At 64.7% G+C, this 16,182-nt stretch carries 18 protein-coding genes; 9 read left to right on the plus strand and 9 right to left on the minus strand.

What is annotated here, in order from left to right:
* Positions 1-26: 26 nt before the first annotated feature.
* The 7 genes from BLW56_RS14890 to BLW56_RS14920 all read right to left on the minus strand — a co-directional run bounded on the left by BLW56_RS14890 (position 27) and on the right by BLW56_RS14920 (position 6,075).
* The gene (locus BLW56_RS14890) at positions 27-260 is read right to left on the minus strand and encodes a twin-arginine translocase TatA/TatE family subunit (protein WP_093511441.1); all 234 of its coding nucleotides are present in this window, start codon (positions 258-260) and stop codon (positions 27-29) included.
* Positions 261-285: 25 nt separating this feature from the next.
* A complete protein-coding gene (gene scpB / locus BLW56_RS14895; protein WP_093511442.1) occupies positions 286-879 on the minus strand; it encodes an SMC-Scp complex subunit ScpB in 594 nt (197 codons plus the stop codon).
* Entirely contained in the window at positions 876-1,649 is a 774-nt protein-coding gene (locus BLW56_RS14900; RefSeq protein WP_093511443.1) for a segregation and condensation protein A, read from the minus strand. The genes scpB and BLW56_RS14900 overlap by 4 nt, the downstream gene beginning before the upstream one ends.
* Positions 1,650-1,655: 6 nt before the next feature.
* Positions 1,656-2,663: a beta-N-acetylhexosaminidase gene (gene nagZ / locus BLW56_RS14905; RefSeq protein ID WP_093511444.1), complete on the minus strand. Its 1,008-nt coding sequence runs from the start codon at positions 2,661-2,663 to the stop codon at positions 1,656-1,658.
* 107 nt (positions 2,664-2,770) lie between these two features.
* Positions 2,771-3,541: an SPOR domain-containing protein gene (locus BLW56_RS14910; protein ID WP_093511445.1), complete on the minus strand. Its 771-nt coding sequence runs from the start codon at positions 3,539-3,541 to the stop codon at positions 2,771-2,773.
* Positions 3,541-5,268, minus strand: coding sequence for an arginine--tRNA ligase (gene argS / locus BLW56_RS14915; protein ID WP_093511446.1), 1,728 nt, complete (start codon positions 5,266-5,268; stop codon positions 3,541-3,543). Before argS ends, BLW56_RS14910 begins: the two co-directional genes overlap by 1 nt.
* A gap of 135 nt (positions 5,269-5,403) precedes the next feature.
* Complete coding sequence (locus BLW56_RS14920; RefSeq protein ID WP_093511632.1) at positions 5,404-6,075, minus strand: hypothetical protein; 672 nt, start codon at positions 6,073-6,075, stop codon at positions 5,404-5,406.
* Positions 6,076-6,266: 191 nt separating this feature from the next.
* Here BLW56_RS14920 and ispH point away from each other — a divergent pair, with 191 nt between their 5' ends.
* From ispH to rnhA, 3 genes are read left to right on the plus strand one after another with little or no spacing between them, the layout of a single operon-like run.
* Positions 6,267-7,229, plus strand: a complete 963-nt coding sequence (gene ispH, locus BLW56_RS14925) for a 4-hydroxy-3-methylbut-2-enyl diphosphate reductase (protein WP_093511447.1) — start codon at positions 6,267-6,269, stop codon at positions 7,227-7,229.
* Positions 7,229-8,191: a homoserine kinase gene (gene thrB, locus BLW56_RS14930; protein WP_093511448.1), complete on the plus strand. Its 963-nt coding sequence runs from the start codon at positions 7,229-7,231 to the stop codon at positions 8,189-8,191. The genes ispH and thrB overlap by 1 nt, the downstream gene beginning before the upstream one ends.
* On the plus strand, positions 8,188-8,646 hold the full coding sequence (gene rnhA, locus BLW56_RS14935) for a ribonuclease HI (RefSeq protein WP_093511449.1): 459 nt from the start codon (positions 8,188-8,190) through the stop codon (positions 8,644-8,646). The genes thrB and rnhA overlap by 4 nt, the downstream gene beginning before the upstream one ends.
* A gap of 19 nt (positions 8,647-8,665) precedes the next feature.
* Here the strand turns inward: rnhA and BLW56_RS14940 are convergent, their stop codons facing one another.
* A complete protein-coding gene (locus tag BLW56_RS14940) occupies positions 8,666-8,842 on the minus strand; it encodes a YegP family protein (RefSeq protein WP_093511633.1) in 177 nt (58 codons plus the stop codon).
* Positions 8,843-8,931: 89 nt separating this feature from the next.
* The gene (locus BLW56_RS14945; RefSeq protein ID WP_093511450.1) at positions 8,932-10,062 is read right to left on the minus strand and encodes an NAD(P)/FAD-dependent oxidoreductase; all 1,131 of its coding nucleotides are present in this window, start codon (positions 10,060-10,062) and stop codon (positions 8,932-8,934) included.
* A 108-nt stretch (positions 10,063-10,170) separates the two neighbouring features.
* Between BLW56_RS14945 and BLW56_RS14950 the strand changes: the two genes are divergently transcribed.
* The 6 genes from BLW56_RS14950 to BLW56_RS14975 are packed head-to-tail and all read left to right on the plus strand — an operon-like array spanning position 10,171 to position 16,172.
* Positions 10,171-10,641: an A24 family peptidase gene (locus BLW56_RS14950; RefSeq protein ID WP_256203488.1), complete on the plus strand. Its 471-nt coding sequence runs from the start codon at positions 10,171-10,173 to the stop codon at positions 10,639-10,641.
* A gap of 54 nt (positions 10,642-10,695) precedes the next feature.
* Positions 10,696-11,736: a Flp pilus assembly protein CpaB gene (gene cpaB / locus BLW56_RS14955; protein ID WP_093511452.1), complete on the plus strand. Its 1,041-nt coding sequence runs from the start codon at positions 10,696-10,698 to the stop codon at positions 11,734-11,736.
* 1 nt (position 11,737) lies between these two features.
* Entirely contained in the window at positions 11,738-13,216 is a 1,479-nt protein-coding gene (locus BLW56_RS14960) for a type II and III secretion system protein family protein (protein ID WP_093511453.1), read from the plus strand.
* 25 nt (positions 13,217-13,241) lie between these two features.
* Complete coding sequence (locus tag BLW56_RS14965) at positions 13,242-13,883, plus strand: CpaD family pilus assembly protein (protein WP_093511454.1); 642 nt, start codon at positions 13,242-13,244, stop codon at positions 13,881-13,883.
* Positions 13,880-15,151, plus strand: a complete 1,272-nt coding sequence (locus tag BLW56_RS14970; protein WP_093511455.1) for a pilus assembly protein CpaE — start codon at positions 13,880-13,882, stop codon at positions 15,149-15,151. Before BLW56_RS14965 ends, BLW56_RS14970 begins: the two co-directional genes overlap by 4 nt.
* Positions 15,152-15,203: 52 nt before the next feature.
* Positions 15,204-16,172, plus strand: coding sequence for a type II secretion system F family protein (locus tag BLW56_RS14975; protein ID WP_093511456.1), 969 nt, complete (start codon positions 15,204-15,206; stop codon positions 16,170-16,172).
* Positions 16,173-16,182 lie beyond the last annotated feature (10 nt).

A 16,182-nucleotide genomic window follows, 5' to 3' on the forward strand; every position in this document is an offset into this window, starting at 1 on the left:
AAAAATCCCCCGCCGGCGACTGGCGATCAGAGCTTGTCGTGCTCGGCGGTCGGGGTCGACATCGGCGCGGCGTCCGGTGCGCGCTGGCCTTCGATCTGCTTCGGTGCAGGCGTAGGCGCGTCATCGTCGGCCATGCCCTTCTTGAAGCTTTTGATGCCCTTGGCGACATCGCCCATCATATCGGAAAAACGGCCCTTGCCGAACAGCAGCAGGACAAGAATCCCGACCACGAGCCAGTGCCAGATGCTGAAGCTACCCATCTTGAATTCTCCTTGAAGGGCCCATCTAGGCCTCTTCGCCGTCTTTTACTAGGTCCAGTTCGCCCATCGCTTCGTCGAAAGCGAGATCGACCGGGTCGAGCAGGCCCGCCGCACGCAAATCTTCGATTCCCGGCAGGTCCTTGCGGCTCGTGAGGCCGAAATGTTGCAGGAACGCGTCGGTCGTCTTGTAGATCAGCGGGCGCCCGGGAACCTCGCGGCGTCCGGCGGGCGCGATCCATTCGGCTTCCATCAGCACGTCGAGCGTGCCCTTTGACGTCTGAACCCCGCGGATCGCCTCGATCTCGGCGCGGCTGACGGGTTCGTGATAAGCGACGATCGCGAGAACCTCGGCAGCGGCGCGCGACAGTTTGCGTGGATCGTCGCGCTCGCGGCGAAGCAGATGCGCCAGATCGGCGGGCGTCTGGAAATGCCAGTTCCCGCCGCGCTCGACGAGTTCGATCCCGCTTCCGGCATGACGTGCCGCGATCGTCTGGATGATCGCCCGAACCTCGCCCGGGGTCATCTCGTCGCCCATACGCCCGGCGACCTGCCGCGCATCGAGCGGCTGATCGCTCGCGAACAGCATCGCCTCTATCGCGCGTTCCAGATCGTCGATCATGCTTGTGCGGCCTTCAGATAGAGGGGTTCGAACGCGCCGTCCTGCCTGAGATCGACGCGGCCCTGCCGCGCGAGTTCGAGCGCGGCGACGAAGCTCGACGCGATCGCCGAGCGGCGAAGCGGCCCGTCATAATCCGCAGGCAGAAAATCCGAGAGTTCGGCCCAGTCGAGTTTCACCCCGAGCAGGCGCTGGAGATGATGGAGTGCCGCATCGAGCGTGACGACCGGCCGCCGCGAAACCATATGCACGACGGGTTCGGAGCGCAGCTTGACCTGCCCATAGGCCGAAAGAAGGTCGTAGAGGCTGGCGTCCCAGCGCCGGACCTTAATGTCTCGCAGCCCCTCGGGTTTTTCGCGCAGGAAGACGTCGCGCCCGACGCGGTCGCGCGCCAGCAGCCGCGCCGCCGCATCGCGCATCGCCGCGAGCCGTTGCAGCCGAAGTTGCAGCCGCAACGCGAGCTCGTCGGGCGACGGATCTTCCAGCGGATCCTTGGGCAGCAGCAGCGCCGATTTGAGATAGGCTAGCCACGCCGCCATCACCAGATAATCGGCCGCAACCTCGAGCTTCAGCTCGCGCGCCTCCGCGATGAAGGTCAGATATTGCTCGACGAGCGCGAGGATCGAAATCTGTTTGAGGTCGACCTTTTGGCCGCGCGCGAGCGTCAGCAGCAGATCGAGCGGCCCTTCCCAGCTTTCAAACGAAAGCTGGAGCGCATCCTCACGCTCGGGTGCTGCCGGTACGATCTCGAAATCGAGCGGCAGTTCCTCCATCGACGATCAGGCCGTTGCCAGCAGCGCGTCGCGCTGATCGACCAGCGTTGCGAATTCGCGGCCGTCGCTGTCACCCGAAATCCGGTCCATCGCGCCCTCAAGACGTGCGCGGGACACCGTGCTGATCGGGTCGAGCGCGTTCGCGATCCCGATCATATCATCCATCTTCGCCCAGCAATTGAGCGCAATGTCGCAGCCCGCAGCGATCGCGTCGGCGGCGCGCGAGGGCACGTCGCCCGATAGCGCCTTCATGTCGAGATCGTCGGTCATCAGCAGGCCGTGAAAGCCGATCCGCTGGCGAATGACGCTGTCGATGACGACGGGCGACAGCGTTGCGGGCCGGTCGGGATCCCATGCTTCAAAAATGACATGGCAGGTCATCGCCATCGCCGCGTCGCGCAGCGCGGCAAAAGGCGCGAGGTCTGTCTGCAGATCACGGTCGGGCGCGGTGACGGTCGGCAGGGCTTCGTGCGTATCGAGCAGCGCCCGACCGTGGCCGGGAATATGCTTGACGATCCCGACGACGCCGCCGGCCTGCAATCCGCCGAGGATCGCGCGGCCGAGCGCGGCGACGCGCATCGGCTCGCTGCCGAGCGCGCGATCGCCGATCACATCGCTGGCGCCGGGTTGGCGGACGTCGAGCAGCGGCAGGCAGTCCACCGTTATTCCGACCTCCGACAACATGGCCGCAAGCGCCATCGCGTTGAGCCGCGCCGCCTCGATCGCGCTCGCCGGCGCGCGCTCATAGAGCGCATCGAATGCAGCGCCGCTTGGGAAAAGCGGCCATTCGGGCGATCGCATGCGCGCCACACGGCCGCCCTCCTGATCGATCAGGATCGGCAGATTCGCCCGTCCATCGAGATCGCGCAGCTCGTCGGTCAGGCGCCGCAATTGCTCGCGATTTTCGATATTGCGCCCGAACAGGATATATCCCGCAGGGTCGCTGTCGCGAAAGAAAGCGCGCTCATCGTCGGTGAGGGTCAGGCCCGACAGGCCGAAAATTGCCGGTATCATCGTGCATCAAACTCCATCGATCGCCGCCCCCTCAGGCGATGACCAAGCTGCAATCATGCCATGACCGCACGTTTGCACCAACAGAGTCTGCGGCCAAACGGGCCGAATCAGCGAACGACGACGCAATTTTCACCCGCAACGCGCAATTTCCCGCACAAATTCGCGGCATTAGCCGCCGTTCCCGCTGCCACGCGGAGGCGATAGACCGTGCTGTCGCCGACTTTTGCCGGCGACACCGACTTGTTGAGTTCAGCGAGATACGCGAAGCGTTTCGACAGGTTCGTCCACGCCTTGGCCGCCGCCGCATCGCTGCTGAACGCGCCCAGCTGGATCATTGCGCCCCCCGATGCCGGAGCGGCCTTGGCCGGGGCCTCCGCGGTCTTTGCCGGTGCGGCGGCCGTTTTGGCCTTGTCGACCGGCGCCGTCTTGGCAACCGCAGCCTGCGTTGCAGCAGCCTTGTCGGCCGCCGCCTTCTTTGCGGCGGCTTCGCGTTCGGCGGGCGTCACCGCCGGCTCCTCGGGCATGCGCGTCGGGTCGACCTTGCCTGCGGGCTCGGCGCCTTCGCTGGCCGAGAAGCTGGCATCGCCCTCGCCTTCGAACGTCTTGGCACCGTCGGTCTTGGGCGCGACCTTATAGTCGCCCTGCTGCGCCGCGATCAGTTCGCCATTACCGCGCGCGCCGCCGTTCTGGATCCACCACAGGCCGCCCAGAACCGCACCAATCAAAAGCAAACCGCCCAGCACCATTACAAGCAGCCGTGCGGGCGAGACTTCGCCGTCTTCCTCGAACCCGTCGGCCGCCTCGAGCCAGGGCAGACGATCTTCGTCGTCGAGCCCGAGGCCCGCATCGCCCTGTTCCGCATTCTTGTCCCCGGCCATCAGTTCATCTCCTCGATCGCCTCGACCCCCATCAGGGACAGCCCGTTGCGGATAACCTGCCCGATTCCGTCGGCCAAATAAAGCCGCGTCGCGGTCAATTCGGGGTCATTGTCGAGAACGATCCGAAGACCGGGGTCGTCGTTGCCGAGGTTATACCAGGCATGGAAGGCGGCCGCGACGTCGGCGAGGTAGAAAGCGATCCGATGCGGTTCGCGTGCCGATGCCGCCGCCTCTACGGTGCGCGGAAACTGGGCAAGCAGCTTGATCAGCCGCAATTCATGCTCGTTCAGGCGCGCCGGCGCGGGTGCCGGCAGGTCGATCCCCGCATCGGCGGCCTTTTTGCGCAACCGCGCGATACGGGCATTGGCATATTGCAGATACCAGACGGGGTTGTCCCGCGAAGCCTCGACCACCTTTGCGAAGTCGAAATCCATCTGCGCGTCGGCTTTGCGCGTCAGCATCGTGAAACGGACGGCATCCTTGCCGACTTCGTCGACGACATCGGCAAGCGTCACGAAATTGCCCGCACGCTTCGACATTTTGAACGGCTCACCATTTTTGAGCAGCCGCACCATCTGCACCAGTTTGACATCGAAACGCGTCTTGCCGCCCGTGAGCGCAGCAACAGCAGCCTTGATCCGCTTGACCGTTCCGGCGTGGTCGGCACCCCAGATGTCGATCAGTTCGTCGGCATTCTGGCTCTTCTGGAAATGATAGGCGAGGTCGGCACCGAAATAGGTCCAGCTGCCATCCGACTTCTTGATCGGACGGTCCTGATCGTCGCCGAATTGCGTCGAACGGAACAGCGGCAGTTCGACCGGCTCCCAATCTTCGGGCGTCTCGCCCTTCGGCGCTTCGAGCTGGCCATCATAGACAAGATCGTGATCGCGCAGCCATTTCTCGGCCGCGGCGGGTTTACCTTCCGCCTGCAATTCGGCTTCCGACGAGAAGAGGTCGTGATGGATGCCAAGCTTGCCGAGATCGGCGCGGATCATGTCCATCATCGCGCTGACCGCCTCGGCACGGAACAGGCCGAGCCATGCGCTTTCGGGTGCGCCGACGAAGCGGTCGCCATATTCGGTTGCCAGCTTGTCGCCGACGGGCATCAGATAGTCGCCGGGATAAAGCCCCTCGGGGATCGCACCAATGTCTTCGCCAAGTGCCTCGCGGTAGCGCATATGCACCGACCGCGCGAGGACATCGACCTGCGCGCCAGCATCGTTGACATAATATTCGCGGATCACCTCGTGCCCCGCATATTCGAGCAGTGCCGCGAGCGCATCGCCGACGACCGCGCCGCGGCAGTGGCCGACATGCATTGGGCCAGTCGGGTTCGCCGAGACATATTCGACATTGACGCGCCGCCCCTGCCCCATCGTCGAACGGCCATAATCGCCACCCTCGCTGAAGATCAGCGCGAGTTCGTCGCGCCAACTGTCGCTGGCAACGCGCAGGTTGATGAAACCGGGGCCGGCAACGCTCGCCTCGGTCACTTCGTCGAGCGCGCCGAGTTCGGCAACGAGCAGGTCGGCGAGCGCGCGCGGGTTCATGCCCGCAGGCTTCGCGAGCACCATCGCGGCATTGGTCGCGACATCCCCATGCGAGGGATCGCGCGGCGGCTCGACGCTGATGGCTGAGCGGTCGAGCCCAGCAGGCAAGGCATCGCGAGCGACAAGCGCATCGAGCGCGGTGCCGATATGGTCGGAAAAACGGCTGAACAGGGTCACGGGACTGGCCTATCTTCGATCGGAGAAAGTCTTGCGCGCGCCCTATAACAGCTTGGCGCACGCGAAAAGCCCTGCGTCACCCGATGGCGCGCAGGGCGTAAGCAGGCGAACGGCGCCGGGGCGCCGCCGCACATCCTATCGTCGGACGTTATATTCGAGCTGTTCCTGCGTCAGCTGGAAGCCGACGAGCAGCTCGAAACTGGCGCGTTGCACAGCGGCGCGGACTTCGGGAAGGCTGAGCGGATCGACCGCGGCGTCCTGATCGCCCGCCTTGCGCTTGCGGGTAATGCGTTCCTGAATATCGGCGGGCAGCGTCGAGGCGGCGCGATCGACATAGGCCGAAGCCTGCCCGCGCCCGGTGCCGCGCACCTGTCCTTCGGCGAAATTCACCGTGACGTTGCCGAGCCGCTTTGCAACGACCGCGGTACCGCCCTGCAGGACGGTCGCGTAATAAGGCAAGGTGACCGTGCGCGCCGGCCCCGCGTCGCGGCGCGTCGCGACGACGTCGAAGCTGGCCTGCTGATAGACTTTCTCACCCGTATCGTTGCACTGCGGCGTCACGTTGGTGATCGCGGCGACAACATCGACAGCGCTCGCATCGCGGCTCGTCGCCGGGTCGAACAGCGTGATATCGCCGGTGTGCAGCGGAATCGCTACCGCGGGGCAGGCGCTGCGGGTCGCAGTGATGCCGACGCCGCCGGCGAGGTCGATTTCATTGTCCTTCGCGCAGCCCGCGACCGTCGCCATGGCTGCCGTACCGCACAGCACAGTCAGGAACTTACGGGACGGAAACGAAATGGACATCATGATAATCGGGCTTTCCAAACAGGCGCGCTGACAGGCGTCGGGACGATTGATCCCGCTTCATGCGCGCCGCTTCTTATCGGTGCGATGAACGCGGCGCAACAAAGAGAACAAGAATGAGGACGGGATGAAGCGGCTTTACCGCGGACGGCTTGCTGCGCTAGAGCGCCCCCACCATGGACGCTCCCCATCCGATGACGCCCGCGCGAGGCAGCGAAGCGGCAGAACTCAGGGTTTTGATCGCGGCGCCGCGCGGTTTTTGCGCCGGCGTCGATCGCGCGATCCGCATCGTCGAGCTCGCGCTGCTGAAATATGGCGCGCCGGTCTATGTCCGCCACGAGATCGTCCATAACCGCTATGTCGTGGACTCGTTGAAGGCCAAGGGCGCGATTTTTGTCGAATCGCTCGATCAGGTTCCCGATGGCGTGCCCGTCGTATTCAGCGCGCACGGTGTACCCAAGGCGGTCCCGGCCAAGGCCGAAATGCGCGGGCTCGATTATATCGACGCCACCTGCCCGCTGGTGTCGAAAGTGCATCGGCAGGCCGAGCGCGCGCACGAGGTCGGGCGCCACATCGTTTTTGTCGGACACGCCGGCCATCCCGAAGTCATCGGGACGCTGGGGCAGCTTCCCGAAGGCGCGATGACGCTGGTCGAATCGGTCGACGACGTCGCCGCGCTGGCGCCCACCGATCCCGAAAAATTGTCCTTCCTGACGCAGACGACGCTGTCGGTCGACGATACGCGCGATATCATCGCCGCACTTCAGCATCGGTTCCCGGCGATCACCGGGCCGCGCGGCGAAGACATCTGCTATGCGACGTCGAACCGGCAGGACGCCGTCAAGGCGATCGCCGGGGAATGCGATCGCATGATCGTGATCGGCGCGCCGAACAGCTCGAACAGCCTGCGCCTTGTCGAGGTTGCCGAACGGCTCGGAACACCCGCGCACCTGGTCCAGCGCGGTACGGACATCGATCCGGCCTGGCTCGACGATATCGGGACGCTCGGGATCACCGCCGGTGCGAGTGCGCCGGAGACATTGGTCCGCGAAGTCATCGACGCCGTCGCTTCGGTTCGCCCCATCGTCGAAGACGTCGTGATCACCGCCGAAGAGAATATGGTCTTCAAGCTGCCGCGCGGGCTCGAACCCGCCTGATGGCCGTCTATACGCACGTCGAGCCCGACGATCTTGCCGCGCTGGTCGCCCGATATGACATCGGGACCGTCGTGTCGTGCAAGGGCATTGCCGAGGGTGTCGAGAACAGCAACTTCCTGCTCGAAACCACGGGCGGGCGCTTCATCCTGACGCTCTACGAAAAACGGGTCAGCGAGGGCGATCTTCCCTTCTTCGTTGATCTCCTCAGCCACCTCGCCAACCAGAACCGCCCCGTCCCGGCGATGATCCGCGATCGCAGCGGTGTCGCGATCCAGCAGATATCGGGCCGCGCGGCGTGCGTGATCCAGTTCCTGCCCGGCATTTCGCTGACCCACCCGACCCCGGCCCAGTGCGAAGCGGCGGGCGCGGCGCTTGGCGCGATGCACCGCGCTCTCGAAGGTTACTCCGGTGCGCGCACGAACAGCATGGGTCACGATCACTGGCGCAGCGTCGCAGAGGCAACCGGCGACCTCGACGTAGTACTGCCCGGACTCCAGTCGACCGTCGACGAAGAGCTGGCCTATCTCGATGCGCACTGGCCGACCGACCTGCCCGCGCACGTTATCCATGCCGATCTGTTCCCCGACAATGTGCTGATGCTCGGCGACCGGGTCACCGGGCTCATCGACTTCTATTTCGCCGCGACCGACTTCCGCGCCTACGACCTCGTCATCACGCACGCGTCCTGGGTCTTTTCGACCGATGGGAAAGTTTGCGATCCTGCGCGCGCCGAGGCGTTGATGCGCGGCTATGCCAGCGAAATTGCGTTATCCGACGCCGAAGTTGCCGCGTTGCCGCTGCTTGCGCGCGGCGCGTCGCTACGCTTTCTGCTGACGCGCGCGCACGACTGGGTCCATACCCCCGCCGACGCCCTCGTCACGCGCAAGGATCCCTCGCCATTCCTTGCCCGCCTGCGACGCTATAGCGCGCCCGACGCCGCCAGCCTGTTTACCGTCGCATGACCGACGGAACGGGCAAGACCGTGATCGTCGCCACCGACGGCGCGTGCAAGGGCAACCCCGGCCCCGGCGGCTGGGGCGCCGTGCTGCGCTGGGGCGATGTGGTGAAGACCCTTTCGGGCGGCGAACCCGACACGACGAACAACCGCATGGAACTGATGGCCGCGATCGAAGCGCTCGCCGCGCTCAAGCGCGCCTGCAACGTCGAACTGTCGACCGACAGCGTCTATGTCCGCGACGGGATCACCAAATGGATTTTCGGCTGGCAGAAGAACGGCTGGAAGACCGCGGCGAAAAAGCCCGTCGCCAATGCCGACCTGTGGCAGCGTCTCGTCAAGGAAAATTCGCGGCACAAGGTTGAATGGATCTGGGTCAAAGGCCATGCAGGCCACGGCGACAATGAACTCGCCGACCAGCTCGCGAGCGATGCAGCGTTGAAGGTCGCGCGGGCGCGTTGAACGCCCGCGCGCTTCGGTCTCAGTCGGTTTCGCGTACTTCCGCGGTCGGTCCGTTCTTCAAAATCGACTCGATGGCATTTTTCGCGGAGGCCTTGCTGCTATAGCCTTCGGTCCAGAAGATGGATTCGCTATTATATTTGAAATAGGCGACAAATTCGCCGGCCTTGTTCTTCTTGATCTCGAAATAATGGGCCATGCCATCCTCCACAGCTCGGGCCGCGCCGGGGGTGGCGCGACCAAACCCATGTTAATCCAGTTGTTTCGCCGTGCAAGCGGTCAGAATGCTCACGCAAAGCGCGATGGAGCGAAAGGTGCGGGATCGACGCCGCCGATCGCCCCGTCAGGCGCGGGAGCGCCAAGCTCGGCCGCGAGCAACGCTGCGATCGCAGGCGAGGTCTGGATGCCGACACCGCCCTGTCCCGCGCACCAGATGAAGTGTGGTTCGTGCCGGTCGGCGCCAAACACGGGGATGCGGTCGGGCGCGAAGCTGCGCAATCCCGCCCATTTGCGCTCGACCGCCGCAACGGGCCAGTCCACCACCGATTGCATCCGGTCGATCGCCAGCGCGACATCGATCTCCTCGGGCGCGGCATCGTGCGGAGCCGTCGGCGTCTCGTCATGGGGGGTCAGCCAGACGCGCCCCTCGCTCTGCCCCTTGAAATAGAATTCGCCGCCGACGTGGACGACCAACGGAAAGTCGGCGGGGACCGGCACGCCCAGCCGAACCTGCATCACCGTGCGGCGATAGGGCTGAATACCGACCGGCGCGATGCCGCAAGCAACCGCGACCTCATCCGCCCATGCCCCGGCGGCATTGACGATCAGCGCCGCGCGAACGCGATCTCCGCCCAACTCGACATCCCAGCCTTCGCCGACGCGCCGCGCCCGCCGGAGCGGAGCACGCGTGATCAGCGCCGCGCCGGCGCGCTTCGCCGCGCGAAGATAGGCGGCATGCAGGCTGCCGACGTCGATGTCGCAGCACGCCGCTTCATATGCGGCTTCGCTCCATTCGGTACGAAGGCCGGGGATCCGGCGTGAGACCTCGTCGCCCGATATCCGCATGACGTCGACACCCTGCGCGGCGAACTCGGCGGCGAAGGCATCGATCGCTGCGGCGTCGGACCGCCGGCCCAGCGTCAACGCCCCGCGCGGCGAGAGGAAACCATGATCCGAAAACCCGGGCGCCGGATTATTCAGCATCTCGAGGGATGCGCGGGTCAAGGGCTGCACCCCCGCCCCGCCATAGCTTTCATGCCAGAAGGCGGCCGATCGGCCCGTTGCATGATAGCCGGGCGCCTCCTCGGCTTCCACCAGCATGACGCGGCGCCAGGGGGCCAGCGCGGCAGCAAGGCTCGCACCCGCGATCCCCGCGCCGACGATCAGCACATCGGTATGGGAAGGCGGCGCGGCGGTCATGTCCCGCCGCATATCGGTTGACCCACGGAATGCAAGCCGTGCGTGCCGGGAGGCATGGTTACTCTTTGGTAAGCCATGTTCCCTATTAGGGCGCCTATGGAAAGCGGCATGATCTCTGTGGGACTGATGATCCTGCTCGGCGCGTTGATGATTGCAGCGGCAATCAGCGACCTGCGCTCAAGGACCATTTCCAATGAACTCAACGCGGCGATCGCCTTGCTCGCGATCCCCTTCTGGGTCGCGACGGGCCTTGCCCTGTGGCCCGACATCCCGATCCAGTTCGGCGCCGCATTCGGCATCTTCCTGATCTTCGCCGGGCTGTTCGCCGTCGGTGCGATGGGCGGCGGCGACGTCAAAATGATCGGCGCCGTGATGCTGTGGATCCCGCTGCCCCTGTTCATGCCCATGCTCACGATCATGGCTATCGGTGGCGGCATCCTCTCGGCGGTCATGCTTATCCATATGAAATTGCGTCCTTCGGACAAACCGGTTGAGGTTCCCTATGGGGTCGCCATCGCCGCCGCAGGCCTGTGGGCGCTTCACCAACACTATCTTAACCAGTTTCAGGTTATCGGATGACCTGAGGGAAAAGCACGACCGTCTCTGGTGGGTGCAGGAGGGCGACAAATCGTCATGGATACGCGAAAGATTATGCTGATCGTCGGCGCGCTGGTGATTGCCATCGGCGCAGCGTTCGGGGTCAACCAGATGATGCGCGGAGCGGCGGCGCCACAGGCCCGTGCAGCCGCGGCACCGGAAATTACCGGTCCGATGATCCTCGTTGCGACGCGGCAGCTGCCCGTCGGCACGATCGTCGGCCCGGACAGCTTCCGCTTTCAGCCCTGGCCGAAGGAGCTGGTCGAGAAAGCCTATTTCATGAAGGACAAGACCGACGTGAACACGTTGGTCGGGACCGTCGTGCGCTATCCGATCACCGCAGGCCAGCCGCTGACGCAAGGCGCGCTGGTCCATCCTGACGACCGCGGTTTCCTCGCGGCGGCGCTTGGCCCGGGCATGCGTGCCGTCACGGTCAAGGTCAGCCAGGAACAGGGTGTCGCCGGGTTCGTCTTTCCGGGTGACCGCGTCGACGTGGTTCTCGCGCAGCGTATCTCGGTCGATTCGGACACGTCGAGCTATCCCGACAAGGAATTGTTCACGGCCGAAACGATCGTCCGCAATGTCCGCATTTTGGCGACCGACCAGCGCTACGATGCCGAAGATGAAACGGGCAAGACCCCGGTTCGCACCTTCGGTTCGGTGACGCTCGAAGCGACGCCCGAAATCGCCGAGAAGATCGCCGTCGCGCAGGACATGGGCAAATTGTCGCTCGCACTGCGTCCGCTGGCCGAAAGCGCCGGCGAACTCGACGCTGCCATCGCATCGGGCGAAGTCAATGTTCCGGCCACCGGCGGCGCCAGCGCCGAACGGAAGATGCTGGCCGAAGCCGCCGCGCGTCCAACCGCAAGCCGCTCGTCGGCGACCACCGGCGGCGACGTCTCGCGCTTCTGGATCCCGGTACGCGGCCGTGTTCAGGCTCCGCGGGCGCAGCCCGCTGCGAACAACAGCGGTTCCACACAATCCTATGGGGGGCGCCCCGTGTCCGTTCCGACCGGCCCGGTCGTGCGCGTGACCCGCGGCGACAAAGTGACCGAAGTTCCGGTCGGGGGTAAGTAAGATGAACAGCACAGCCAAACTCAAGGCGACCGCCTTGGCTCGCACCCTGGCCATCGGCCTCGTGGCAGCCACGCTGGTAGCGGCTCCTTCGGCGCCCGTCACCGCACAGGCCGTCCAGAACGCCAGCAGCAGCATCGAACTTTCGGTGGGCCGCGGCCGCCTGGTCAGCCTTCCCGCCTCGATGTCGGACATCTTCGTCGCTGACGACGCGGTCGCCGACGTCCAGGTGCGGTCGAACCGCCAGCTCTACATCTTTGGCAAGAAGCCGGGTGAAACCAGCATCTATGCCACCGACGCCAGCGGCCGGGTCGTCTTCTCGACCGTCGCCCGCGTCGGCAACAATATCGAGACGATCGACCAGATGCTGTCGCTCGCGATGCCCGACGCCAGCATTGCGGCCAACCCGATGAACGGCTTCGTGCTGCTCACGGGAACGGTGAAATCGCCCGACGACGCTGCCGAAGCCGAACGGCTGGTGCAGGCGTTTGTCGGCGAAGATACCAAGGTGCTGTCGCGCCTGCGCACGGCAACGCCGCTGCAGGTCAATCTCCAGGTCCGCATCGCCGAAGTGAACCGTTCGCTGGTCAAGGAAATCAGCGGCAATATCCTGACCCGCGACACCGACGGTCCGCTCGGAAACGGTTTCCTCGGCGGCGTCTTTGGCGGCCGTCAGGCCGGTACGATCACGACCGACAGCAATGGCAACACGACCTATACCTTCACGAACCCGGCCGGAACGCGAAGCCTTGCCGGCGCCGGGCGCCTGTTCGGGCTCGACCTGATGGCGTCGCTCGATATCGGCGAACGTTCGGGTCTGGTCGCCACGCTGGCGCAGCCCAATCTGACGGCGATTTCCGGCGAAACGGCCGATTTCCTTGCGGGCGGCGAATTCCCGGTTCCGATCCCCGGCAACTTCGCCGGCACGACGATCGAATATCGCAAATATGGTGTCAGCCTCGCCTATACGCCGACGGTGCTGTCGAACGGCCGGATCAGCCTGCGCGTTCGTCCCGAAGTGTCGGAACTGTCGACCGAAGGCGCGATCGAGATGCAGGGCTTCCAGGTTCCCGCACTGACGATCCGCCGCGCCGAAACGACGGTTGAACTCGGCTCGGGCGAAAGCTTCATGATCGCCGGCCTGCTCAACAACCGCTCGATCGGCGCGATCGACAAGATGCCCGGGCTCGGCGACGTTCCCCTGCTCGGCCTGCTGTTCAAGTCGGACAGCTTCCGTCGCGGCGAAACCGAGCTGGTGATCGTCGTCACGCCTTATCTGGTGCAACCGGTATCGGCGAACGACATCAAGCTGCCGACCGACGCCTATCAGGACGCGAACGACATCCAGCGCCTACTGCTCAACCAGACGAGCAACGGCGTGACCGGTGGCGATCGTCCCAAGCCGCGGCTCGACACCAGCGTCGGCGATGCCGACCGTCCGCGGGGCAGCGGCGACGCGTCGCCCGGTTTCAGCATCAAGTGAAGCGCCGGATTTCAGGAGCAAAGTGATGAAAAAAATCGCAACTTGGACGGTCCTGGCTCTGGCGACGTCGCTCGCCGGCTGCACCGGCGCCGCCTACAGCAACCATAGCCTGGAATCGGTGCATCAGCCGGTCGTGCGCAATAGCATCTATCAGTTCGATGTTGCCGCCACCAATGGCGAGCTTCCTCCCAGCGAACAGGGCCGCCTGCAGGGCTGGCTCGACGCGATGGGCGTTCGCTACGGCGACCGCGTCGCGATCGAAGATTCGTCGATTTACGGCGCGACCGCGGCGCAGGCCACCGTCCGTTCGATGGTCGAACGCCGCGGCCTGCTGCTCAGCACCGACGTTCCGGTCACGACGGGCGCGGTACCTGACGGCCATGTGCGCGTCGTGGTGACGCGCGCCTCGGCTTCGGTGCCGGGCTGCCCTAATTGGGAAAGCAAATCGTCGCTCAACCCGACCAATGCGACGTCGTCGAATTATGGCTGCGCGACGAACAGCAATCTCGCCGCGATGGTCGCGGACCCGAACGACCTGATCAAGGGCGCCAGCAACACCGGTAGTGATCCGGCGGCGGCGACGCGGGCGATCCAGACCTATCGCACGAAACCCCAGACCGGGGCCGGCGAACTGACCAAGACACCCACCAGCGGAGGCAGCCAGTGAACGCTCCTTTCAAATCAGCAGGATTGCGCGATCCCTTCAATGCATTCGTCTGCGACGACGATACGCTTGAGCTGATCCGCGCGGCAGCCGGCGACATGGGCTGGCCGACCGAGAAGTGCAACAAGGGCGGCCTGCGCAATGCGGTGCAGTCCCTGTCGGTGTCGGCGAGCCCGAACATCCTGTTCGTCGACATGTCGGAATCGGGTGACCCGATCAACGATATCAACGCGCTGGCCGAAGTCTGCGAGCCCGGCACCGTCGTGATCGCGGCGGGCCAGGTGAACGACGTTCGCCTGTACCGCGACCTGCTGTCCAGCGGCATCCAGGACTATCTGCTGAAGCCGCTGTCGCTTGAACAGGTTCGCGAATCGCTCACCATGGCGCAGGCCATGCTGTCGGCGCCGAAACATGCCGATATGCACGACGACAAGCCGCACCATATGATGGGCGTCGTCGGGGTGCGCGGCGGTGTCGGTGCGTCGCTGGTCGCGACGTCGCTGGCCTGGGCAATCAGCGAGCAGGCCGGTCGCCAGACCGCATTGCTCGATCTCGACGTTCATTTCGGCACCGGCGCGCTGACCCTCGACCTCGAACCGGGGCGCGGTCTCATCGATGCGATCGACAACCCCAGCCGTATCGACGGTCTTTTCATCGAACGCGCGATGGTGCGCGCGTCGGACAAGTTGAGCCTGCTGTCGGCGGAAGCGCCGATCCATCAGCCGGTGATGACCGACGGCTCCGCCTTCTTCCAGCTGGAAGAGGAGCTTCGTTCGGCGTTCGAGATGACGATCGTCGATATCCCGCGACAGGTTCTGATCCCCTTCCCGCACCTCGTGTCGGAAGCGGGCACGATCCTGCTCGTCAGCGATGTCACGCTCGCCGCGGCACGCGACACGATCCGGCTCCTGTCCTGGTTCAAACAGAATATCCCGGGGGCACGCGTCGTACTTGTCGCGAACAAGTTCCAGAACGCCATCGGCGAGCTGTCACGCAAGGAATTCGAATCGTCGATCGAACGTCCGATCGACATCGTCATTCCGTTCGACCCGAAGCTGGTCGCCCAGTCAGCGAAGCTTGGCAAATCCTATGCGGAAACCTGCAAGGGCACCAAGGCGGCGCAGGTTTGGAACAATCTGATGCGCCTCATCCTCGACGGCGCCGACGTCGAAGCCGAGGAAGCACAGGCCGCTCCGGCAAAGAGCAAATCGGGCGGTTCGCTGCTCGGCAAGCTCGGGCTCGCCAAAAAGGGCGTGAAGCAGGCGGCGTGATGGCGGCCTTTGGGCCGTCGCCACGTCCAACGATAGAAGCGGACAGCTGACCATGAATTTGCCAGTCATCCTTATCATCGCAGGGGCCTTCCTGGCCTTTTCGCTCCTCGTCATCCTGCTTGGCGGACCGTCGTCGGGCAAGGCCAAGACGCGGCGGCTGGCGATGGTCAAGGACCGCCACGCGAACTCGACCGAGGCCGTGGTCGCGGCGCAGATGCGCAAGACCATCCAGTCGGGTCGCAAGGGCGATTCCTCGCTGGTAGCTCTGCTGCCGCGCCGCGAAGAGCTGGAAAAGCGGCTGCGCCGGACCGGAAAAGGATGGACGCTGACGCAATATGTCTTTGCGTCGATGATGGTGTTCGTCGTGGTAACCGGCGGCATGCTGATCGTCCGGGCGCCCATCCTGATGGCCGGGCTGGTCGGCTTGTTCCTTGCGCTGGGTTTGCCCTATTTCGTGGTCGGCATGGCGATCAAGCGGCGGCTGGCGCAGTTCAACGCGCGCTTTCCCGACGCAATCGATCTTCTGGTACGCGGCCTGAAGTCGGGCTTGCCGGTCACCGAAACATTTCAGGTGGTGAGCCACGAACTGCCGGGTCCGGTGGGCGAGGAATTCAAGGGCATCGTCGAACGCATCCGCATCGGTAATACTATGGAGGCGGCGTTGCAGGAATCGGCCGACATGCTCGGCACGCCCGAATTCCAGTTCTTCTGCATCACCATCCAGATTCAGCGCGAAACCGGCGGCAACTTGGCCGAAACGCTCGCCAACCTGTCGGACGTGCTGCGCAAACGCGCGCAGATGAAACTGAAGATCCGCGCAATGTCGTCGGAAGCCAAGGCCTCGGCCTATATCGTCGGCTCGCTGCCCTTCTTCGTGTTCGGCGTCGTCTGGTCGATGAACCCCAGCTATCTGGCGGGCTTCTTCTACGAGGAACGGCTCATCATCGCCGGGCTCGGCGGGCTTGTCTGGATGAGCATCGGCGCCGGCATCATGGCCAAGATGGTCAACTTCGAAATCTGAGAAGGCATAG

It is taken from the genome of Sphingopyxis sp. YR583 (assembly GCF_900108295.1).
Taxonomy (GTDB): domain Bacteria; phylum Pseudomonadota; class Alphaproteobacteria; order Sphingomonadales; family Sphingomonadaceae; genus Sphingopyxis.